Below are 21236 nucleotides of genomic sequence, written 5' to 3'. Positions count from 1 at the left end.
AAAGAGCTGAACCTTGACCACGACCTCCTTCAACACCGGCTGGACCGTCCGGCCTAAGGTGAGCCCCTACGCCCAACTGCAGGCACCTCAGGAGGATGGGACACCCGTCACCCTGCCCCACGATGCGATGATCACCCTTCCCCGCTCCGAGGACGCGATCTCGGGAGGGCGGGGCGCCTACTTCCCCGGCGGCGTCTTCGAGTACTCGAAGACTTTCGACATTCCGGCAGACTTCGCCGATAAGAAGGTCTCGGTGGAATTCGAAGGTGTCTACCGGGACGCCATGATCTTCGTCAACGGCGTCTTCGCCGGCCAGCGCCCCAACGGATACTCGGGATTCGTGATCGCCCTCGACCCCTACCTCCGATACGGAGCACCAAACACGATCCGGGTCGATGCGCGAGCCCACGACGACTCCCGGTGGTACACCGGCGCCGGCATCTACCGCGACACCCGACTCATCGTCACCAGCCACACCCACATCGAGCATGGCGGGCTACAGATCACCACGCCCGACATCGACGAGGAGCGCGCAGTCGTGGCCGCGGGAATCACGGTGCGGAACGACAGTCTGCACACCCGAACCGTCACCGTCGTCACCCGCATCGACGGCCCCGACGGCGCCCAAGTAGCAGAAAGCAGTTCGCCCGCCACGATCCGGGCGGGCGAGAGCGTCGTCGTCCGGCACCGGCTCTACGTGCCCAGCCCGTCACTGTGGAATGTCGAAACACCGACGCTCTACTCTGCCGGAGTCGCGGTCATCGAGGGAACCGAAGTCCAGGATGAAATCTCCAGCACGTTCGGGATCCGTGAGCTCCGGCTCGACCCACATCACGGGCTTCGTATCAACGGGGAGTCCGTCAAACTCCGCGGCGCGTGCATCCACCACGACAACGGGATCCTCGGCGCCGCAACCATTCGCCGTGCAGAGGAACGACGCATCCAACTGCTGAAGGACGCTGGATTCAACGCGATCCGGAGCTCCCACAACCCGCTCAGCCCGGCCATGCTGGACGCTTGCGACCGGTACGGGATGCTCGTCATGGACGAGACCTTCGACATGTGGACCGAGGGCAAATCGTCCTTCGACTACTCCCTTTCCTTCCCCGAATGGTGGGAGCGCGACGTTGAAGCACTCGTGGCGAAGAACTTCAACCACCCCAGCGTCATCTTCTACTCCATCGGAAACGAGATCCTGGAAACCGGGGACCCACTCGGATCCAACCTCGGACGGCAGATCGCCGAGAAGGTCCGGTCGCTGGACAGCACCCGGTTCATCACAAACGGCATCAACGGGTTCGTCTCCGCCCTCCGGGAGGTCGTCGAGATGATGCACGCACACGCGGGGGGAGCAGCCGCGGAGAGCGAGGGCGGGGTCAACGGGCTGATGAACTCCGCCGCGGACTTCATGGGTCAGGTGAACGCCTCCCCGCTGGTCACTGCCAAGACCGAGGAGTCCTTCTCAGTTCTCGACGTGGCCGGCCTGAATTACGGCGACAGCAGATACCTCATGGACAAGGAGTTGTTCCCCGACCGGATCCTGGTTGGCAGCGAGACATTCCCTCCGGGTATCGCGAAGTACTGGCGGCTGGTCCAGGACAACCCGCAGATCCTCGGCGACTTCACCTGGACGGGCTGGGACTATCTCGGCGAAGTGGGTATCGGACGGGTGCAGTACGCCGACGTGCCCCCCGTGTTCGAAGCCCCCTTCCCTTGGATCGCCGCCTGGGTGGGCGACCTCGACATCACGGGACATCGCCGCACCATGTCCTACTATCGGGAGACCGTCTTCGGCCTTCGTACGATGCCCTTCATCGCCGTGCAGCGACCGGAGAACTTCGGCCGCCCGCGCTTGCCCGGGATGTGGGCGTGGAGCGACACGCTGCCCAGCTGGACCTGGGATGCCGCCGATCACTCCCCCACCGAGGTGGAGGTGTACAGCGACGCCGAGGAGATCGAACTGGTCATCAACGGCACATCCCAAGGCCGCAGGTCGTGCGGGCCCGACCACGCCTACATCTGCACATTCGACGTTGATTACGTGCGAGGAGAGATCACCGCGATCGCCTACCGGGGCGGAGTGGAGATAGCACGCACGAGACTCCAGACCGTGACAGACGAGGTCGCTCTCACCGCGACCCCCGATCGCACGACCCTGACGGCGGACGACGCTGAGCTGTCCTTCATCGCGATCGAATTCCGCGACCCGGCCGGCACCGTCGCCACGACGATCAATCAGCCCGTCTCCGTCGAGGTGAGCGGGCCCGCCATCCTCCAGGGGCTGGGCAGCGCCAAGCCCAACAACTCCCAACGATACGACGCCGCCCAGCACACCAGCTTCGACGGGCGTCTCCTGGCCGCGATTCGCCCCACCGGACCCGGCAGCATCACCGTGTCGGTCTCGTCGAACGGCTATAACACAGTCACCATTTCGCTCGACGCAGCCGAACAGGCAGCCCTCCGCGCGGAACGCTCTGACCATCCCCTCATGTCTTCAGTCTTCAATTAACAACTTCACCCTTAGGAGCAATCTCGTGGCAGTACAATCCCGCATCCCAACCAGCATCTCGCCCGAAGCGCAAGCGATCCTCAAAGCGGTCCATGAGCGTCCCTCGGTGCCCACTCCTGCCGCTTCCGATACCGAAGGTTGGGCGTTGGTCGAAGCGCTGACCGCGTCGACGGACCCGGCAGTCATGGAGATGATGGCGATGGCCACCGTCGGAGCACCCCTGTCGGATATACACGTCGACAGCGTTGACCGCACGATCAACGGAGCCAAGTTCACCGTCGCCACACCAGAGTCCTGGACCCCAGACGACCCCCGAGTCGTGATGAACATGCACGGCGGAGGCTTCACCTTCGGCGGCGGCGCGACCGCGCGACGATCGACCCAGCTGATGGCAGCGAACCTGGGCCTGCAGACCTGGGGCATGGATTACCGTCAGCTACCGCACCACCCCTTCCCTGCAGGGCTCGACGACTGCATGGCCGTCTACCGTGAGCTCCTCGAAGATCATGACCCACGCAACATCGTCGTCATGGGAGGGTCGGGCGGTGCCAATCTCGCCCTCGCTCTGACCTTGCGTGCACGAGACGAAGGACTCCCCGTTCCCGCAGGTCTCGGACTGGCGACACCGCCCACCGACTTCACCTTCCAGGGGGACAGTTGGTACACCAACGCCGAGGGCACGACCCCCGACGACTTCACCAACATGCTCGAGTCGTACAAGGGCGAGTACCCGGCTGATCACCCCTACATCTCGCCGCTCTTCGGCGAATACGATGACACCTTCCCCCCAACGATCATCACCTCCGGCACCCGCGACATGCTGCTCTCCGACGCCGTTCGCTTGCACCGGAAGCTGGTAAACGCCGGGGTGACGACGGAACTGCACGTCTGGGAAGCCGGACCGCACGGCCATTTCGGAGGCGTCGCGCCCGAGGACCGCGAACTCCTCCAGCAGATTCGCACGTTCTTGCTCGCACACCTGAAATAGGCAACGGGACCGCCCCTCGGCCAGCAGGCCACCATTCAACACCTCGCCGATCACGACGGCCCCCCAACCGGGCAGCGGGTAGCCCATCGAGCCTCGGACGACGGCGTGGCCGTTGGCCCGGTGGCGCCTGTTCGCGAAAACCAGCCGTGTAGGGATTCGGAGCTGCCCGAATTGTTTAGCAAACGCTCCCTGCTTCCGCCCTGCACCCTAGGACCGTGAAAAAAGATCGCCCACCCAGGCCTGAATGGGCATCTCAACCGCACCATCAGCTGAAACTCAGGAAGATCATGGACATAAACCGTCAACAAACAGAAACGCCGGGCATGCTGGAAGTACACGCCAAACATGCCTACGAAGTAGACGACGCCCTCACGAAAGCAATCGACGTGGTCAAGATCGCCGCCACGGAACACAAAACGGGGATTCTTATATCGCGCATCGATACTGGTAGATACATTGTGCGTGCTCATCCTGCCGTCCCCTTCGGACTGGTCCGCCAACGACACGAACCCCTAGATGGACGGCAGAATGGGACAGCGGACGACTAGTGCTCAAGTGTTTTGCCCGGAATCCCCGGTATAAGTTCACCATGAATTGAACCGGCAGTGGAGAGTCTTTCTGTCGCGCTAGTTCAGCCAGGCTGACCATGAGTGGCATGACGGGATCGGAGATATTCCTTGCTTCCTCAACAGCTCCGGTTAGGCGGTGAATCGGAGTCTTCCGCGGCGACCACCTCGGGATCCATGATCGCCGGGCGCTCCGCCGACCCGACGCTCGTCGAATCGGTAGAAAGCCCCTCACCTTTTCCACCCGCACCTAGTGAGACCGGGTGCCAAATGTTTGACTCAACACTCTTTAGCGTCTGGAAGGACATCATGGGCAACGAAATTACATGGCAAGAAACCATCACTACTGGGCGCTTCGCAGGAAAAACCGTCGTCGTAACGGGTGCAGCGTCTGGTATTGGGCAGGCCACTGCCCTGCGCATCGCCAAGGAGGGCGGTAAGGTTATCGCCGCGGACATCAGCAAGCAACGCCTCGACGCTCTCGTCGAAGAGAACAAAAACCTTGATCTGGTCCCAGTGGCCGGTGACATCTCTACTGAGGAAACTATTGCCGCCGTGGTTTCTGCCGCCGGCGGACGCATCGACGCCTTGGCGAACATCGCCGGAATCATGGATGACTTCGCACCAATCCATGAGGTGGACGATGACCTCTGGGACCGCGTATTCCGGATCAACGTCACCGCCCTAATGCGCCTTACCCGCGCCGTTGTACCGCTGATGCTTGAAGCCGGGGCAGGGTCGGTAGTCAATGTTTCCTCAGAGGCCGCCATCCGCGGTTCAGCTGCTGGTGCTGCATACACTGCCTCCAAGCATGCCGTTGTTGGCCTGACTAAGAACTCCGCAGTGATGTATGGCCCGAAGGGTCTTCGATTCAATACCGTAGCGCCCGGGCCTACTCTCACTGGCATTGAGCCAAACTTCGGCTCCCAGCTGGCCATCGAAAGGCTCCTGCCTCTCATGCAGGCTAATATCCCCACGCCTGCGAACGCCGCCCAGTTGGCCGCCTCTATCACTTTCCTGCTCAGCGAGGACGGTACCAACATCAACGGTGCGGTTCTGGCCTCCGACGCTGGCTGGTCGGCGATCTAGCCGCCAAGCGACAGCGGATCTCGGTGTGGGCGCCGGGAGGTCCTGCTTCCCGGCGCCCATTTATTTCTACTCGTTCTCACACGAGTTGGCGCAGTTGCCTGACGATATGTGATGTCGCCCATGCGTGACAACACGGGGCATCAAGCGTCGATCGATGCCCCGGCCGGAGGGATATCAGAAAGCCTCATGCCACCTCATTCTGTGGTTTCGCAGGTAAAAGTAGCCCTTTTCGGAATCAATACACCTGTTGGCATTGCCGGCAGCTTCTTCGGCATTACGCTTGGCCGGATCAAAGGGTTGGGCGCCAAAGGCGTTGTGGGATTGACTCCGCAGTTCCTTGCGGTAGCCCTCGATGTCGCCTACTTCCACTCCCGTACTACACGAGCCGATAACGGACGTTTCGTCACAACGGGGGAGCCTCTCCTGACGCCCGCTTTTTGTAGCTGGAATATGGCGAAATGAGAGTGTGGACAATGTCCACACTCTTAGCTTCGGACTGGGCCGTACATCGGCCGGATTGGCCCGAATTCCGCATGTTTCCGGGACTTCCCTATGATCGCAAGGGCTGGAATGCAGTTCGAGTCCCACCTCGGGCACGTGTTTTCCCTGTTCAGGGGCTTGTGGGCCTCTGAATGTGCACAAACTGTGCTGTAGGGGCCCCTTCGGGGGCCCTTTTTTGTTGGTGGCCCTTGCTGTGGCCGGCTGCTCCTTCCACTGAAAACTCGATGGCTTGGGTCTTTGTTACTTCTTCATTGTCGTTTACGGAGGGGGCGACATGACCGGTTCCCGTCGTGAAAGACTCCCTATTTTGCAGTCGTCTTCCTGCCATAACGTGGTCAGGATCTGCCCCGCGTCCAGCGTGTCTTCCCGGAGCGTCCTGGCTTGCTCGAGTGCATCGCCCGCGTTCAATCCTGTGAATTGCTGGCCAGAACCCGAGGGTGTGCCTAATGAAACTGAGGACGTCGGCCGGGGTTTTGATGGTGAGCGGTTCCATGTTCCTTCTCGTTCACCGACTGGCGGCCACCGGATGTGTCTGTCAGATTTGTGCGTCGCTCTGATAAAGGAGTTCCCGCTGGGTTTGAGGGTCCGGAGTGCAACTTGGGGGACCGGGATCGATTCAACGTTTCGTGAGGAAATAAGCGACGCAGGAGCGCCGAACGAAACGTTGGGTCGTGAGCGGCGCGTGGCGCCCTGGTTGCGCGGAGGACCTGCCCAGCGATGATGGGGATCAGAATGACAAACAGTGAAGTTGCTTCTGGTGGTTCATGGAGGCGGGGGAGTGGGGCGGCATGACGCCGTCGAATCCTGCGGAGTTCGTCTGGAATCTATTTGTTAGGCGTGGGCCGGAGTGCTTTGCGAGGGCGAGTTCGGTATGTTCGACGATGGACTGGACAGAGGATCGCCCTCGACCGGGACCCGGTCGAGGGCGACCCTCGAAGTGCGGGCGGTTACGAGCAGAACAGCAGTGCCGTCGGAGAGGACCCTCTGACGTTTTCTGATCAGGGCCTAGACGTTCGGCACCTGTTAAGTAGGACGAGTTCAGGTGTGCAATTAGACCTGATGGGCGTCAGTTTGGGTGCCGCGGAGTAGCCGGGTCACTAGCTGGCTCCCGTACCCAGCTTCGGGACGCTGCTTAGTGAACAGGATGCGATACAAGATCGGCGCGGCAACGTGGTCGAGAACTTCGTCAACCGCGGGGTTTGCCGTGTTCGGAAAGCGCGCCAATATCTGGGTGATGGCGTCGGCGGCGTATCGCGCGCAAATGCCGGTATTTTCACCGTTGGCATCGCCCGCCAGCACGTCCGCGACGTACGACCGCCCCGGCCCCGAGCCCATTTCCTCTAGGAAGTATTCGGCCCAGAGGGACAGGTCGCCGGTAAGTGATCCAGTTTCGGCGGGGGGGTCGGACTGCCGAAAGCGATCAGCGGCTACGTCGGAAAGCACGGACGCCAGATCGCCCCAGCGTCGGTAAATGGTGGTCGGGTTGACCCCTGCACGCGCTGCGATTGCCGGGACGCTGATTCCGTCCCGTTCCGTTTCGACCAGCAGTTCTCGGGTGGCGTCATGCACGGCTTGCTGAATCCGAGCGCTGCGGCCCCCGGGACGAGAGCCATCAAGGGGTGTCATACAAGAAGTCTAACGCAGAAATATTGCTTTAACGCTTGAACCGTCCTACTGTGGACAAAAGCCACAATTTTGCTTTATGAAAGTAGGGACGATGTCCATGGATGTTTCAAGCAAGACCCTAGGAGCGTCAAGCTCTCCCGGCACGGTCACCCAGCGTAGTGGCCGCCGCCTTAAGCCCGGGCCCGCTTTCGTACTGCAGGCGGCCATATCCGTCGCCTTCCTCGCGGCCTCAAGCGCGCCCACACCCCTATACGCGATTTATCAATCATCCCTGCATCTGTCGGCGCTGCTGATCACGGCAATCTTCGCGGCCTACTCGATCGCGCTGCTGCTGGCACTCCTGGTGTTCGGTGCGCTGTCCGACCACGTGGGGCGGCGCGCCGTTATTATTGGCGCTCTGACCATTCAACTCGCAGCGATGATCCTGTTCATTCTTGCGGATAACGCCACGGAACTGATTGCGGTGCGAGCCATCCAGGGGCTCGCGACGGGTGCGGCCACGGCTGCTTTGGCCGCGGGACTGACGGACCTGGCGCCCGTAAAGGCTCCGATCATAAACAGCGTGTCCCCGATTCTCGGTATGGCAGCGGGTGCACTCGGATCAGCGGCCTTAGCGACGGTCGCAGCTGTTCCCACCATTGAAATCTTCATCATTCTTGCGGCTCTGTTCGCGGTGTTGCTCATAACGGCTTCCTGGCTCCCCGAGACCGCCAGCAAGAAACCGGGGGCTTGGAAGTCGCTTGCCGTCCGGATGACGGTCCCCAGTCCGGCCCGGGGTCCCCTTCTTACCGCGGCGCCGATGCTAGTGGCGATATGGGCTATTGGCGGTTTCGTCCTTTCGTTGGGACCGACCCTTGTGCGAGCTGAAACGGGATCCAATTCCCCCATGATCGGCGGCTGGTTCGTGTTCGCCCTGACCATTTCCGGGGCCGTAGCTGTGATGCTGCTTCGTTCGTCCCCGCCACTGAAGCTTTTCATCCTCGGGGCCGCTGCGCTTGCCGCCGGTGTCGGCATTCTCCTGGTAGGCGTCCTCAGCCACCAAACCGCCCTGTTGTTCGTCGGAGCCGCAATTGCTGGTGTGGGTTTCGGTGGCGGGTTCCAAGGGGCCCTGCGCACCATCATGCCCGCAGCCGCCCCCGGTGAACGCGCTACTCTTCTCGCCACCGTCTACGTCATCAGCTACCTCGCCACGAGCGTACCGGCCATTGCCGCCGGCGTCCTGTCCTCGTCCTGGGGCATCAACGCCACCGCGATCGCCATGGGCAGCGCCGTCATCGTCCTGGCCCTCATCGCACTGGCGTCTGCGCTCTTCAGGTCCCGGACTGCATCTGCTGCGGCGGGCTTCGCCCCGGTTGCCGGCGAACATGGTCAAAGGCAGACGGGCGTCCTGTGAGTTTCAAACGCCGATACCCAGCCATATGTCGGCCTGCGTGGCCTGAAAGGCCAACGGGGGAGTGGTGGCGCATCTCCCGCCTAGCCTTACGCCGCAAGAGTTGCGAGTCTGCTTCTGGCTGACGCCGTCTCGGAAGCGCTGGTTTCAAGAACGGTTTTAGGGAGCTTTATTAGCTTTCAATAAAGCGCCGATAGGTTGATAAGACGTGCTCGCTAAGGGTCGCCCTCGTCGCTCCCCGTCGTGAAGGGAGGCTGGCGCCTGCGGCGCGCCTTCGTCAGCCGGTTTAGCGCGTGTGATGGCTTAGCCCACCAACCACGATGTGCATACTGCACTGGAAGTGCAGTATGCTGCACTATATGGATATGAGTACAACTGCGCTTGCGACGGCGATCGGTGGCAGGGTGCGGCAGGAACGGCAGTTGCGGGGCTGGACCCTCGATCAGCTTGCAGAGGCTGCGGGGGTGAGCCGCCGCATGGTGGTCAACGTGGAGCAGGGTGCAGCGAACCCCAGCGTGGGGACCCTGCTGCGGCTCAGCGACGCGTTGGGGATCGGGCTGCCTGCGTTGGTCGAGATGCCCCGCCGCAGGCCCGTGACGGTTACCCGCCGTGGTGAAGGGGCTGCGCTTTGGAGTTCCGACGCCGGTGGACGCGGCGTGCTTGTCGCAGGGACTGAATCACCGGATGTGGTCGAGCTATGGGACTGGACAATGGGCGCCGGGGATAGGCACGAGAGCGAAGCACATGCAGCGGGGACCAAGGAGCTGCTGCAGGTCCAGGATGGATCGGTAGTTGTTGTCGTTGCCGGTGAGGAGTTCATCCTCGAGGCCGGTGACGCTGTTTCGTTCCCTGGCGACGTTGAACACTCGTATAGCACCGTGGGCAAGGAACCGGCGCGGTTCTCCTTGGCGGTCTTCGAACCGGGTGTGGGGTCAGGACACCGGCCGGAGGCGACCGATGCGTGATGTGGAGACGCTTCAGGAGTTCCTGGGCGGCGCCCGGGTCGATGCCGCAGTGTTGGCGCTGCGGCCGGACTACCGGGCTGTTCTGCTGGCGGTGGACGGGTTGGTACCGGGGCCAAGCGATGATGCCAGTGACAGGCTGCTCCAAGCCGCGGAGGCCTCTGCTTGCGAAGTACTTAGCGCCCGGTCTGCGGAGGATCTGCCGCACGTGGCTGCGTGGCGGGAGGCGTACAAGTCTTTTGGAGCGAAGCCGCAGCGCACGCGCAATAGCCTGGAGGCATTGCTGCGCCGTGCGGTATCCGGTTTGCCTCGGGTGAACCGGCTGACCGACATCTATAACGCCGTCTCGGTGCTTCACCAGGTTCCCTTGGGCGGCGAAGACTTGGAAGGCTATGCCGGAGCACCGCGGTTGATCCGCGCCACCGGCTCGGAGCTGTTCGACACTATCGCCGGCGGCGCCGCGATGGTTGAGCATCCAGAACCGGGCGAGGTCGTGTGGTGCGACGACGATGGCGTGACCTGCCGGCGGTGGAATTGGCGCCAAGGCCGCCGAACGCAGCTCCGCGACGAAACCACCGCAGCCTTCTTCATCCTCGACGCGCTGGAGCCCATTACCTACGAGGCACTGGACGCCGCTGCCGAGAACCTGGCTGCCCGGCTGGAAAGGCTAGGTCCGGACGTCAGGATCGCCCGTCGTCGGCTGGCAGGAACCCCGACCCCGGCAACAACGGAAGGAAACTGAGATGCCCAAGCAACAAGGCTCATTCAATGTCCCGGTCCCGCCGCCCTGGGGGCTTGCCGTGACGGCGATCCTGTCGGTCCAACTTGGTTCTGCCTTGTCTGTGAACATGATCGAGACCGTGGGTCCGGCCGGAACTGCGTGGCTGCGCCTGAGCATGGGCGCCATCATCCTCTTGGCCATTGGCCGCCCGCCCCTGCGCTCCATCCGCCGGGCCGATGTGCTGCCACTGCTCGGCCTCGGGATCACCACGGGCGTGATGACCGTTGGGTTCCTCGCGGCGGTGGAGCACATCGATCTCGGCACCGCCGTCGCCATCGAATTCCTCGGACCGCTGACCGTGGCCGCGGTCCGCAGCCATAACCGGAAGGCCCTAGCCTGGCCCGCGCTGGCGCTGGCGGGCGTGGTACTGCTCACTCAGCCCTGGCAGGGCGATTTCAACCCGGTTGGCGTGGCGTGGGCCGCCCTGGCGGCCGTCGGGTGGGGCTTTTACATCCTGCTCACGCAGCGGATCGGGGACCGCTTCACCGGCATCGGCGCGCTCACGCTCACGGTACCCATCGCAGCAGTGGCGGCAGCCGCCGTCGGAATTCCCCAGGCGGCCGGCCACCTCAGCCTTGACATCCTGGCCGCCGCGGCCGGGCTGGCCATCCTGCTGCCGGTGCTGCCGTTCGCGCTGGAAATGCTGGCCCTGCGCAGGATGACGCCCACCGCATTCGGCACCCTGATGGCCCTCGAACCGGCCGTTGGCGTGCTCCTTGGACTGCTCATCCTGAACCAGCAGCCTTCGGCCATCCAGGTTGCCGGCATCCTGCTCGTCGTCCTCGCCGGGACAGCGGCGCAGCGCGGCGGACGACGACGCCAGGCACACCCGGAGCAGAACCCCAGCCCTGCGGATCTCGACTTCGTCGGTTAACGGCCCGCAGCGCAACCTGCCACCCCAACGACATGCTGGCGGGGCACCGGCCGGCGCAACGCTCACAAGAGGCGTCGCGACGTACGCTCGCACACTGCTTCCATCCCGAATTTAATAGAGGAGTTATCCCGATGTTCACTGGTCTGAGCGCTTTTCCCATCACCCCGCTGGCACACGATGCGGTACACGAGGCCTCATTCATCCGCTTGGTAGAAAGGCTCAGCGAGGCCAAGGTCGACTCCATCACTGCACTCGGCTCCACCGGTTCCTACGCGTACCTGAGCAGTGACGAGCGAAGCCGTGTTGCGCATCTGGCTGTGCAGCATGCTGGCGGGACGCCGGTGATAGTTGGCATCGGGGCACTCCGGACCTCGCAGGTCCTTACGCACGCGGAAAACGCCGAGCGGGCCGGAGCGTCGGCGCTGCTGCTGGCGCCGATGACCTACCAGCCCCTCACCGATGATGATGTGTTCGAACTATTCCGGACGGTCACGGCGCACTCGTCGCTGCCCGTCGTCGTCTATCACAATCCCGGCACCACGCACTTCACCTTCAGCACCGAACTCTACGGGCGCATCGCCGAACTGCCCCGTATCGCGTCCATCAAAATCCCAGGGGTACCAGCTGACCCGCAGCAGGCGCGGGCCCGGATCGAAGACATCCGGGCCGTTATTCCCCAGCACGTGACCATAGGTGTGTCCGGTGACGCCACGGCCGCCGCCGGCCTGGCTGCCGGATGCGACGCGTGGTACTCGGTCATCGGCGGCACCCTGCCCGCCCTGGCCATGCAGCTCACCCGGGCGGCCCAGGAACGCCGGTTCCAGGACGCACTGACCGAATCCGAGCGCCTTGCACCACTCTGGAAGCTGTTCGCCGAGTTCGGTGGGAGTATTCGTGTGGTTGCGGCCATCGCCGAGCATCTGGGTCTGGCCCCGGCAGCCTGCCTGCCGCTGCCAATCCAGGGTTTGACCAAGGACCAGCGCCACCGTGTTGCCGGGGTCATCGATGCGCTCAGTATCCACGGGTAATACCGGCACCGAAGTTACAAACAGGCCGAAACTCCGGGCCGGGGCACTGGCCCGCTATGTCTTCGCCGTGACCCTGGTTCGAAGCGCCGACGGGGGCGCAGTAGTCGCTATCGTGCTGCTGGCACACTCCAGGGGCATTCCCGGCTGGTTGGCCGGACTGCTGGGTGCCTCGATCACCGCACCCCGCCTGCTGGGACCCTTCATCGCCCGAACGCTGGATACCGCCCGTGACGGGCGCAAAGTCATCGCCGGCTCCGCCGTCCTCCACGGACTGCTGCTTGGGGCTGCCGCCTTGCTCATGCCAGCCGGAGCATTCTGGCCGGCCGTGCTGTTGACTCCTATGACAGCTGTCCTTTCATTCGCGCTGGTTGCCGGGCTGCTTACACTGCTCCCCGGTCTGGACACCGCACTGGTCCTTCGGTCGTCCATTTCGAAGTCACGTAGCTTCGCCTTTGCCACAGCACTTGGCATCAACACCGGCGCGATGATCTGGGGAATAGCCGCAGCCGTCGGCGTATCAGCCCTGCTTGCGGCCTCCGAGCTCGCCTACCGCATGCTCACACTCGCCGGTGCGGCCTACATGATCTGGCTGGGGGCATCCCTTCTGTGGACCTGCCTGCGAAAGACCAACGAGCCAGATATCCCGGCAAATGAAGCGCCCGCGCTCATCACAGGCAAAGACGATCTGTTCAGAGGTTGGCTTACGGGCACGGGCACCAACCTGCTCAACCCCAAGGTTGGCGTCTTCTACATCGCCGCCATCCCGCAGTTCATCCCCTCAGACACCTCGCCCCTACTGATGGGCATTCTGCTCGCCGGGTTCCACTGCCTGCTGGCCATGGCATGGTTCACGCTGCTGATTATCGGCGCAGGATATGCCGCCCGCTGGCTCAAAGGTGCCAAAAGCATCCGAATCATCGCTGGCATCACCGGAACCGTCCTCGTGGGTTTCGGCCTGAAACTGGCACTCCAACCTGCTCACTAGCAGTTGTAAACCGTTCAGCTGTCCTGGTAGTTGCATGACGGGGCCCTCTTTCCAGTAGCTCGGCTTATTGCAGTTACGCCAAAGGCCATCAGCTTGGCGGTCCTGCGCCGCGCCAGATCTCGGTACTCCGGGTGAGATGTCCCTGCACGGAACAGCACCTTTTGCAGGCACTCGCCCGCCTGTTTTAAAGGGCCAATAATGCAGATTCCGTCAACCGGGGACAGGGGAGTGGAGCGGCCATGGAGGCTTGGGCCTCGGCCAGGCGGCAGAGTTCCGAAGCGTGGACAGTGGATTATCGCTTCCGTATTGCCGTGGACAGCTTGTTTGCTCATGCCACGGCGCAATGCGGGGACCTCCCAGGCCAGACCGTCCTGTAGGCCGTGCGGCAGGCCCGACCGAGCCCGCCGGCGCTCTCAGGCGCATCTGTGCTTGATGTCCCTAAGAGCAGACCGACAGTCCAAGCGAGGCGCCACGTGCCATTTCATCCAAATTGTCAGGCGACGACCGTGATCCAGTCCCCGTCGATGGCGGCGGTTAGAGGCATGAGAGGGCGGCGCGCCGGCCCGGTGATGACGCTGCCGTCTGAACCGCTGAAAGTGGAACCGTGACAGGGACATTCGAAGTTCGTACCGGCAGGCGCCACGGGGCAGCCGGCGTGCGTGCACGTTGCGTCATAGGCCACGACCTTGCGGTCTTCGGGTCTGAAGACAACGACGGTTCTGCCGTTGGCTTTCCCGGTGGCGGTGTCACCTACGCTGACCTCGCTGAGCTTCCCGATCCGGAAAGAACGACCGGTTGGCGCTGAAGCGCCGGGAGCCAGCGGGACGGCGGTGCCACCCGAGGATGGGACGGAGCAGGCGCACAGCCCCAGCGCGCCGCCGACCGTGGTGGCAGCCGTACCCAGCAACAGGGAGCGTCGAGGCAGGGGCTTTCCGGAACTCATGGAGCTATCGTGCCAGCTCAGCCTGAAAGTATGCTGCGCTCCCCGAAAACACCGTACGCCACCGACATGCGCGGGACCACGAGGGGCGAAACTCCGACCACCTCAACGACTGGTTCGTAACCTCCAACGACTCCTCCGTATCGGCCCACGTGCACCGATCACGGAAGCCCGAAGCCGCTGCTTTTTCAGCACTTTTTTTGAAGGCCGCTAACGGACCTTTTGTCAGCCGAGATGGAATTGCTTTGGGCCGAAGGCAGTCCTATTCCGTGCCGCCGAAACCCGTCACCGGGTTGTGGGCCTCGGCCTCTCTGGGGTGGGGGCCGCACATAAGGGCAAGCCTTCTTGCCTCGTCACGGAGGCCGCTTCCGTGTCCAACCGTCGAGCATTCGATGCTTTGGGTCAGCGACGCCCGGATCAGCTCCCCGCTGTGCCTCTCAGGAGTAGGGTTTGCCTTGGCTGACGAAAGGGCCCAAATGAGCTATAAATATCGAACCGTCCGGGTTCGCGGCACCGACTTGATTGGAACCATTGCGCGAAAACACGGGAGCGCGCCCGAGATCTACGAAACCTCGAAGGACGCGAACACTTCAGTAGTTCCAGTGTTCTTCCAGGCAACGGGCGAGGTCCGATTCTTCGACAGGTCAATGCTGGAGGACGTCGTGACGCCGGCCAGTTAGCAGCGGTGGCGCATCCTCGGAACTGACACCGACGGGCTACCGTGGGTCTCGTGCTGATCGCCGTCGGTGTGATGAACCTGGCATGGATGGCGGTGATCACGGTAGTCATCTTCCTGGAGCCCGCTGAGCCCAGGCTGCGTGCTCCCTGATTTCCTCATGGGGTTAGCAACGTACAAAATCCGACGGGATCCGAGGTGAGGCGAATGGACCCAGGTCTGATGCCGGTGGCTCTTGAAGGCACTGGACTATTCGCCGGGTTCGGGCTTGAGAGCTGTGGCTGCGTCAAGGGCGTCGTCGACGACGATGAGGTAGTGGTCCCGGCCCGCGGATAGCGGGATGGAGTGTTCGCCATACTTGCCGTAGGCGAGGTTCACGGCGTCGTCGGCGTTGGTGATGTTGAGGCGGCGCAGGAGGCGGGCGATATCGAGCATATCCTTGTCCCGTTCGGCGGCAATTTTCATGGCCAGGAGTGTTTCTGTGTCCGCTGCGCGGATGGTGAGTCCGTCCAGTTGCTCCAGTTCGACCCAGGTGGCGTTGTCTGGAACGAAGGCCGATGCGTTGGAATTCAGCCATTCGGGCGCAAGGTCATAGTCCACGGCCATCTCGGTGACAACGGCGTTGACCGTGGTTAGGTCGGGCGTCGATGTGGGCGGTTGCCGATTCCTTGCAGGATGAGCGCGGCACCGCCCACGAGTTTGACGTCGCCGTGTATGCCGCGGGCCTGTAGGCGTCGGCCGAGTTCTTGGAGGAGGGCGCGGATGTGTGCAGCCGTGAGTTCTCCGCTGGTCACGTGGTGGCCAGGCTGCGTTCGCGGATGAAGACGTTCATGGCGGCGAGTTCCGGTGGTGTTTCGGACATGGTGAGTTTCTTCATTGGTTCCCGGACGCTCCGGTAGGACTCTGCCGGCATCCATGCCTCATTGAGGGGCCTGATGCGTCTGGTCCAGGGCGGGGCGGGTTGCCCGAGCCGGTGTGCGGTGTAGTTGGTGATGCCGGCCAGGGCCGCGGACCAGTGTGGTTCCTTGAGCCGGGGGCTGCGCTGGAGTAGTGGCCTTCCCGCTTTGAGGGATGCGGTGGCGTAGTCGGCGAGCATCTTGATGGCGAACTCGAAGTCTCGTGAGTCAAGCAGTTGTGTGAAGGTTTCGGCGTAGTCCCGCCTGGCCGGGTCGTAGTCACTGCCGCGGGGGATGGGCTCGGTGGCGGTCAGCGACACCCCAAGGGTGTGGAGGACGGCCATGGTTTTTCCGAGCTCGGCTCGTTCGTGACCGGCCTCGAGATCAACGATGAACTTACGCGAAACACCGGTGGCCTCTGCGAGGGACTGCTGCGAGAGCCCGCGCTCCTGGCGCCGGGCGCGGATGATGGCGCCGGCCGCCGCGGGCGTGTCGATGCTGGTCGTACGTGTCAATAGTCCCTCCTTCGCCGGTTCCATTATGTCACCGAACGGTGACAGTCGCACTTTGCCTCATGCGCGCCCGATTCTGGTGGTGGCGATCAGGTAGGTGCGTCTGTCCGAGGGGCGCGATAGCTGATGAAGGGGAGAAAGAGGGGTGTGCACATTGTGCACACTTTGGTCGTCGGACTGGGGTCGTACCGGTGCCGGACTGGGCCGGATTCCGCGTGTTTCCGGGATCTCCCAGTGTTTGCAAGGGCTGGAGTCCAGTTCGAGTCCCACCTTGGGCACAGCATGACCCCTCGTCAGAGGGGTTTTTGCTTAATGTGTGGACATTGACCCTCCGCGGGTCCCTCTGACGCTGTCCGCGGTCTGTGCCTGGCGCCGCGGTGACCTGTTCAGTTGTGTGGGTGGCGGGGTTAGGGTCCTCGCTGGTGGCCCCTCCGTCTGCTGGAATCTAGGGTTATGGGTTGTCCTTTCCTGCTGTTTTGGTGGCCAGTTGTTGGCCGTCACTCATTCATGGCCAGGAGTTGTGGTGACGACATGACCAAGCCGAATTTTCTTCGAGGATCACCCTTGGATACCTGCTTTCTGCCAGCCAGCAGAGTCCGCTCATCGCGTGTTTGTCCGGCCAAAGGGGGTGTGCACATTGTGCACACCCTTGTGCACGGGCGGGTTTCGACCTGCTTTTTGTCCCTTGCTCATGGTTCTGCCTTGACCACTTCATGCAGTTTTCTGTTTCGGGCGACATGACTTTGCGGCCTGGACCGTCGGCGTTGTTGGACGTTCCGGGTTCAGCGGGAACGTCTCCGGGGGTCCAGTGGCTGGCGAACGAGCCGTCGACAGAGTGCAGGTGTGTGGGATCCCGACTCTTCTTCCGGAGACGGTCCTGGTTTGGTTGGCCCGTCATGGCCTGTCCGTGTCTGGGCGCGCGGCCCATGTACCTGCATCTCTGAGTCCGCTCTTCAACGGCCCATGAGCAGGCTGGCGCCGAAAATGAGGGTACAGTACGAAGCGATTTTCAGAACTGACCGGCGGCCTTGATCGGCAGCGCGGTAAGGGTATGGCCCGCCGCAGCTGCGAATTTGCTGACGTATTTGCCTCAACTGATCGTCCTTCATCAGCGGTGTGAGGCCAGTTCGGGAACGTGGCGGTGAAGTCCGTTGTTGCACAGCAGGACGCTGGGGGCGCTGCCGTACCACTCCCGGGTTTCCACCACGCACCCGGGAGGTTCGACATATTCGCCAGAGGGCTGGTGCTGGGAACACCGCAGGCGCATCTGGGCCCGCCGCGGTATGGGCTTTCCAGCTGGGAGTGTACGCAGCTGTTCCTGGGTGGCGATGATGAAACGGTCCCGGCCTTGGAGCATGATTGCCCGAACTTTGTCGGCGACCGGCGTTGTAGCCCTCTTGAAGACGACCCTTTCGCCGGCGAGCTCATTGGTCCACGCCACGGCCCGATGTGGGCTAATCGGCCACCAGATGGTTTTGGCGTCATTCAGGCCGGGACGCACGTCGCCAACGAAGGAAGTCTGGACCGGGGCATCCGAGGTGAGGAAGCGCCCCTTCGGGTCATCCCATATTTCGAGCTGGCGGCTTGTCATGACATCTGCAGCCTCCCACATCGCGTGAAACACGGATTCCGTGTGTATGTTATTCAGGCGCAGCGGGTCTTCATGGGCGAGAGGGCTGCTGAACCCATCGGCCTGCTGCCCGCCCCACCAGAGGTCTTGTTGCTCCATAAGCCGGCGGCTTTGCGAGGTCCGCATTCGTTGGAGCGCCGCCGTCACCCCTGCTGCCATGAAGTCTTCGAAGCTGATGTCGCTGCGCTTTCCTAGTGCGAGCAGAATGTCCTGAATGCGCCTTACCTCTTCGTCAACGGCGCCGAACATCAGCTCCACCCGGTTGTGAGCTTCGCCGTCGGGTCCGATGACCCTGTAGAAATTCTCGGCAACGCAGATGTCGTTTACACCCAGCTGCTTCAGAGCGCCGGTGTCGGTGTTTAGGGTCCAGACTCGCTTCCCATCGCTGGACCAGCGCTTCAAGTGCGTCTTCGGGACATAGTGGTGGCGCCGGGCATCTGTGTCCGTTGCTTCAGCGAAACCAAGGAGACGCTCGTAGTATCGTTTCGCGTGTTGGTTGAGGAACTCGCCACCGCCTGTGAGCGGGATTTCACCCCAGGGGTTGCGGGTGACTTTCTGAAGTTGCCAGCGGCCATCTGGGGGCGGGGAAGTCATGAGCCCAGAATATGGCAACGTGAACCCGGGCCGGGAACTCCCGAACCATGGTCGAGGCAGGGGCCTCGTTGATCCGGTCATGGGTGGTAATGGCCGGCGGATTATCGATCGTATACTCCAGGCCAACGCCAGCAACTTCGGCTCGTACAGGACGCCCAGCTGGTTCTTCGCTGGGTAGCTGGCGTCTTCCGGCAAGGCCATTTTTTGCGCCATCACAGGGAGAGGTATGCGACCTTCTCGCCGTCAACCAGCACGGCCACCGCCTGGGGGTTTGCAGGGTTCTCCGGTCCCGCTGGGGCCTGGGCCGCACTCTCGTAGGAGCCGGGGGCCGCCAGTCCGTTCCGGTGAGCCAACGCTGCGACGGCTTTTTGGCGAATGTGGTTGTGCCGGCGACTTCCACGCAGGTTCTAGCTGCTGGAGGCCACCTTCATTGAGGCATGGGGTTTGCCCGGGAACGATGACGCGCCTAGTTTCTCGGACTGGTCGTTAGCGTCCAATGCGAGCCCTTAAACAAGGCTAGGCTTTCCAGCATGACTGAGATCCTGAAGACGGCCCAAACCAGCTATGGCGACTGGAAAGGCACTGCCGCTGCAGATGAGCACCAGACTATTGGACACAAGTCCCCGTACGAAGTCGTTGGCCTCAACTCCGATGAATGGTGGATCGTTGGCTTTGATTTCCAAGGTGCCGAGATGACCAGCAAGGACGGACTCTTCGTGTTCGCCGTCCGGAAAGACTCAATGGGTATTACCAACTGGGATGCCATCCAGCTGCACGGCGAAGCCAACGGCTCGGTGCCCGTCACGAAATTCCTCGTGCATGGAGTATCGCCAGCCGACCTGATCGGCGAGTCATTCAACCAGTTCCAAGTCCAGCTCAGGACTCGAAACGTGGGGCACGATCTTGATGTGGTCGAGTTGGGGGACCTGAACTATGACCCACACACGAATGCTGTCATTCCTGTCCGGCAGTCTCAGTCCGACTAAGTTACAACCGTCCTTCTCCGGACGGGGAAGGACGCGGAGTCGTCGCTCTCCGATATGGGCACTCCAAAAATCAACCCATGTAGGTCTAGTTCAAGAGTTTCACCGCTTTGGAATGAAGTCTCCGCGTGCATTAGGCGCTGATTGCCCGGGAGCTCTTCAACAGCCCGGGACAGATAAGCCGCGGCAAGTTCTAAGTTTTCCGTGGACGCGAAGGTCATGGCTAGCCGTGCGGCGATCGCGGCTTCGAAGACTGTAGCAATGGGGTCCGCTTTGCCATCGGCTCGGTCGTTCAACCGACGTTTGGCAAATTCCCGGAACTCCTCGGTTGCCCAGATGATCTCTTGGCCCAGGATGGTCGCGACCACGAAAGCCTGAATGCTCGGCGGGTCAAGAACCGGAGCGTAGGTGTGCAGGAACGCTTGAGCTGCTGGGAGATGCGAATCTTCCGGCAACAGGGAATGCCACAGAACGTAGATTCCGACCATGGACCGTTTGGCGGCGAGGTTCCTTGTCCGGGGAACCTTGTTTTCGATGAGCGACAGGACTGGACCCATGGCCGGTAGGATGACGCGTCCAGGCGGCTCGCCGTCTGGGGAAGGCATCTGTGGAGCTTTGTCGAGTAAGAGCTCGACAAAGCCTTCGAAGTAGGCAGCGGCCGTTTTTGCGGTCAGACCGGTCGCGTCGTTGATCCACATCTCCGGTGCCAACCGCAGCTGCAGGACGTTGGGGAGCGCCGCTCGGTAGTCGAAGGCTTCATCTTGGACGGTCGAGGCGCGGGCGACGAATTCGCGGATGACGTGACGTGAGAGCCGGTTGAGCCCTTCGAGAGTCAGCATGAGCCCTTTGCCAGCCGGATCCACCGAATCCGCTTGATTCGTGTAGGTCCACGCTTCCGGTGCGAGCTCCTCCAAATCGTGTACGTTCCGGGACCTGATGCCGTATGCGCGCTTCAGGGCCCGCTCCATATTGACGGCTGGTATCGGACGGAGGGCGTCGACGGCCTCCGTCCGATAATAGGAAGGCGAGATGTGGTCGAGGACGAAAGTCACGAAGCGGCGAGTGGCTCCTGCCTTCTCTGCCTCCAGAACGGCTGCCCGGATCTTCCCGGCCATGTCGTAGTCCAGCCCGGTAAGCGACGCATCGATGAGGCGTCGTTTGCGGACGTCGAAGGCATCCCATGTTTGTCTTGGTGCATCTGTGACCGAAGATAGCGATTCCAGGGCCGCCACGAACATTGTGTACGCCAATGAAGGGTCATCGGCCACTCTCGTACTTGCGCCGACTACTTGACGAATGGCCCGTATGGCGAGTTCATAGCTGCTGCGGTTCAGAGCGACAAGCTGCTCGACAAAGCGGATCACCTCCTGGATGTCGTCTTCCTGCAAGAACACGCCCGGTTCGAAGGTCCTCCGCAGAACATGGGAGGGTGACCGGGGGTCGTTTTTGTTGCCTGCAACCGGAACAAGACGCCGCACCAAGTCCACATCCTGGCTGAAAATCGCGTTGGCGGCAAAGGACAGGACTGCGGCGAGGTCATTGAGCAAGGCGTCGCCTCCCGTTGAGACGATACCTCCCGCTCTTCCGTCGTAGGTCACAGCCTCCAGGCGTTCCCGGAGCTCGACCGACACTGTGGTGACTGGAGTCCACTCGGTGGAGGGGGTCAGCTGGGCCATCGGCAAAACGATCTTATCGAGGGCAAGGGC

General features: G+C 62.3%; 20 protein-coding genes. 14 read left to right on the top strand and 6 right to left on the bottom strand.

What is annotated here, in order from left to right; all coding sequences use genetic code 11:
* Window positions 1-13: 13 nt before the first annotated feature.
* The 5 genes from LQ144_RS09480 to LQ144_RS09460 all read left to right on the top strand — a co-directional run bounded on the left by LQ144_RS09480 (window position 14) and on the right by LQ144_RS09460 (window position 5614).
* Window positions 14-2509, top strand: coding sequence for a glycoside hydrolase family 2 TIM barrel-domain containing protein (locus LQ144_RS09480; RefSeq protein WP_230118348.1), 2496 nt, complete (start codon window positions 14-16; stop codon window positions 2507-2509).
* A gap of 25 nt (window positions 2510-2534) precedes the next feature.
* On the top strand, window positions 2535-3497 hold the full coding sequence (locus tag LQ144_RS09475; RefSeq protein ID WP_230118347.1) for an alpha/beta hydrolase: 963 nt from the start codon (window positions 2535-2537) through the stop codon (window positions 3495-3497).
* A 215-nt stretch (window positions 3498-3712) separates the two neighbouring features.
* The gene (locus tag LQ144_RS09470) at window positions 3713-4045 is read left to right on the top strand and encodes a hypothetical protein (RefSeq protein ID WP_230118346.1); all 333 of its coding nucleotides are present in this window, start codon (window positions 3713-3715) and stop codon (window positions 4043-4045) included.
* A 288-nt stretch (window positions 4046-4333) separates the two neighbouring features.
* The gene (locus tag LQ144_RS09465; RefSeq protein ID WP_230118344.1) at window positions 4334-5152 is read left to right on the top strand and encodes an SDR family NAD(P)-dependent oxidoreductase; all 819 of its coding nucleotides are present in this window, start codon (window positions 4334-4336) and stop codon (window positions 5150-5152) included.
* A 120-nt stretch (window positions 5153-5272) separates the two neighbouring features.
* Window positions 5273-5614 carry a hypothetical protein gene (locus LQ144_RS09460; protein WP_230118340.1) on the top strand — a complete coding sequence of 114 codons (342 nt, stop codon included), beginning with the start codon at window positions 5273-5275 and terminating at the stop codon, window positions 5612-5614.
* A 1089-nt stretch (window positions 5615-6703) separates the two neighbouring features.
* Here the strand turns inward: LQ144_RS09460 and LQ144_RS09455 are convergent.
* Window positions 6704-7279, bottom strand: a complete 576-nt coding sequence (locus LQ144_RS09455) for a TetR/AcrR family transcriptional regulator (RefSeq protein WP_230118339.1) — start codon at window positions 7277-7279, stop codon at window positions 6704-6706.
* Between the two features lie 97 nt (window positions 7280-7376).
* Between LQ144_RS09455 and LQ144_RS09450 the strand changes: the two genes are divergently transcribed.
* The 6 genes from LQ144_RS09450 to LQ144_RS09425 all read left to right on the top strand — a co-directional run bounded on the left by LQ144_RS09450 (window position 7377) and on the right by LQ144_RS09425 (window position 13299).
* On the top strand, window positions 7377-8672 hold the full coding sequence (locus LQ144_RS09450; RefSeq protein WP_230118338.1) for an MFS transporter: 1296 nt from the start codon (window positions 7377-7379) through the stop codon (window positions 8670-8672).
* Between the two features lie 356 nt (window positions 8673-9028).
* On the top strand, window positions 9029-9634 hold the full coding sequence (locus tag LQ144_RS09445) for an XRE family transcriptional regulator (protein WP_230118336.1): 606 nt from the start codon (window positions 9029-9031) through the stop codon (window positions 9632-9634).
* Window positions 9627-10373: a phenylalanine--tRNA ligase beta subunit-related protein gene (locus tag LQ144_RS09440; protein ID WP_230118334.1), complete on the top strand. Its 747-nt coding sequence runs from the start codon at window positions 9627-9629 to the stop codon at window positions 10371-10373. Before LQ144_RS09445 ends, LQ144_RS09440 begins: the two co-directional genes overlap by 8 nt.
* A gap of 1 nt (window position 10374) precedes the next feature.
* Window positions 10375-11286: an EamA family transporter gene (locus tag LQ144_RS09435; RefSeq protein WP_230118331.1), complete on the top strand. Its 912-nt coding sequence runs from the start codon at window positions 10375-10377 to the stop codon at window positions 11284-11286.
* A gap of 131 nt (window positions 11287-11417) precedes the next feature.
* On the top strand, window positions 11418-12314 hold the full coding sequence (locus tag LQ144_RS09430; RefSeq protein WP_230118329.1) for a dihydrodipicolinate synthase family protein: 897 nt from the start codon (window positions 11418-11420) through the stop codon (window positions 12312-12314).
* A complete protein-coding gene (locus tag LQ144_RS09425; protein WP_230118325.1) occupies window positions 12292-13299 on the top strand; it encodes a LysE family translocator in 1008 nt (335 codons plus the stop codon). The genes LQ144_RS09430 and LQ144_RS09425 overlap by 23 nt, the downstream gene beginning before the upstream one ends.
* Window positions 13300-13792: 493 nt before the next feature.
* Here the strand turns inward: LQ144_RS09425 and LQ144_RS09420 are convergent, their stop codons facing one another.
* Entirely contained in the window at window positions 13793-14242 is a 450-nt protein-coding gene (locus LQ144_RS09420) for a Rieske (2Fe-2S) protein (RefSeq protein ID WP_230118322.1), read from the bottom strand.
* Window positions 14243-14715: 473 nt separating this feature from the next.
* Between LQ144_RS09420 and LQ144_RS09415 the strand changes: the two genes are divergently transcribed.
* Window positions 14716-14919, top strand: a complete 204-nt coding sequence (locus LQ144_RS09415) for a hypothetical protein (RefSeq protein ID WP_230118320.1) — start codon at window positions 14716-14718, stop codon at window positions 14917-14919.
* Window positions 14920-14969: 50 nt separating this feature from the next.
* Complete coding sequence (locus tag LQ144_RS09410; protein ID WP_230118318.1) at window positions 14970-15068, top strand: DUF2182 domain-containing protein; 99 nt, start codon at window positions 14970-14972, stop codon at window positions 15066-15068.
* A gap of 96 nt (window positions 15069-15164) precedes the next feature.
* Here the strand turns inward: LQ144_RS09410 and LQ144_RS09405 are convergent, their stop codons facing one another.
* The 3 genes from LQ144_RS09405 to LQ144_RS09395 all read right to left on the bottom strand — a co-directional run bounded on the left by LQ144_RS09405 (window position 15165) and on the right by LQ144_RS09395 (window position 18547).
* Window positions 15165-15515, bottom strand: coding sequence for a hypothetical protein (locus LQ144_RS09405; RefSeq protein WP_230118317.1), 351 nt, complete (start codon window positions 15513-15515; stop codon window positions 15165-15167).
* A gap of 190 nt (window positions 15516-15705) precedes the next feature.
* The gene (locus LQ144_RS09400) at window positions 15706-16326 is read right to left on the bottom strand and encodes a helix-turn-helix domain-containing protein (RefSeq protein WP_230118315.1); all 621 of its coding nucleotides are present in this window, start codon (window positions 16324-16326) and stop codon (window positions 15706-15708) included.
* Between the two features lie 1105 nt (window positions 16327-17431).
* Entirely contained in the window at window positions 17432-18547 is a 1116-nt protein-coding gene (locus LQ144_RS09395; RefSeq protein ID WP_230118313.1) for a DUF4238 domain-containing protein, read from the bottom strand.
* Between the two features lie 530 nt (window positions 18548-19077).
* Between LQ144_RS09395 and LQ144_RS09390 the strand changes: the two genes are divergently transcribed.
* Window positions 19078-19533 (top strand): hypothetical protein, encoded by a 456-nt coding sequence (locus tag LQ144_RS09390; RefSeq protein ID WP_230118310.1) that lies wholly within the window; start codon window positions 19078-19080, stop codon window positions 19531-19533.
* Here the strand turns inward: LQ144_RS09390 and LQ144_RS09385 are convergent.
* Complete coding sequence (locus LQ144_RS09385) at window positions 19530-21077, bottom strand: hypothetical protein (protein WP_230118308.1); 1548 nt, start codon at window positions 21075-21077, stop codon at window positions 19530-19532. The two genes, LQ144_RS09390 and LQ144_RS09385, sit on opposite strands and share 4 nt — an antisense overlap.
* Between the last annotated feature and the right edge of the window lie 159 nt (window positions 21078-21236).

This window comes from Arthrobacter sp. Bi83 (assembly GCF_918698095.1).
Classification (GTDB): Bacteria; Actinomycetota; Actinomycetes; order Actinomycetales; family Micrococcaceae; genus Arthrobacter.
The sequence above is the reverse complement of the archived record's forward strand: the minus strand, read 5'-3'. Positions and strand labels throughout refer to the sequence as shown.

Coding starts and splice junctions, on each gene's coding strand:
- LQ144_RS09390 (WP_230118310.1), top strand. CDS start 19,078: ATGACTGAGATCCTGAAGACGGCCCAAACCAGCTATGGCGACTGGAAA.
- LQ144_RS09395 (WP_230118313.1), bottom strand. CDS start 18,547: ATGACTTCCCCGCCCCCAGATGGCCGCTGGCAACTTCAGAAAGTCACC.
- LQ144_RS09445 (WP_230118336.1), top strand. CDS start 9,029: ATGGATATGAGTACAACTGCGCTTGCGACGGCGATCGGTGGCAGGGTG.
- LQ144_RS09430 (WP_230118329.1), top strand. CDS start 11,418: ATGTTCACTGGTCTGAGCGCTTTTCCCATCACCCCGCTGGCACACGAT.
- LQ144_RS09465 (WP_230118344.1), top strand. CDS start 4,334: ATGTTTGACTCAACACTCTTTAGCGTCTGGAAGGACATCATGGGCAAC.
- LQ144_RS09440 (WP_230118334.1), top strand. CDS start 9,627: ATGCGTGATGTGGAGACGCTTCAGGAGTTCCTGGGCGGCGCCCGGGTC.
- LQ144_RS09450 (WP_230118338.1), top strand. CDS start 7,377: ATGGATGTTTCAAGCAAGACCCTAGGAGCGTCAAGCTCTCCCGGCACG.
- LQ144_RS09460 (WP_230118340.1), top strand. CDS start 5,273: ATGCGTGACAACACGGGGCATCAAGCGTCGATCGATGCCCCGGCCGGA.
- LQ144_RS09420 (WP_230118322.1), bottom strand. CDS start 14,242: ATGAGTTCCGGAAAGCCCCTGCCTCGACGCTCCCTGTTGCTGGGTACG.
- LQ144_RS09415 (WP_230118320.1), top strand. CDS start 14,716: ATGAGCTATAAATATCGAACCGTCCGGGTTCGCGGCACCGACTTGATT.
- LQ144_RS09425 (WP_230118325.1), top strand. CDS start 12,292: ATGCGCTCAGTATCCACGGGTAATACCGGCACCGAAGTTACAAACAGG.
- LQ144_RS09455 (WP_230118339.1), bottom strand. CDS start 7,279: ATGACACCCCTTGATGGCTCTCGTCCCGGGGGCCGCAGCGCTCGGATT.
- LQ144_RS09435 (WP_230118331.1), top strand. CDS start 10,375: ATGCCCAAGCAACAAGGCTCATTCAATGTCCCGGTCCCGCCGCCCTGG.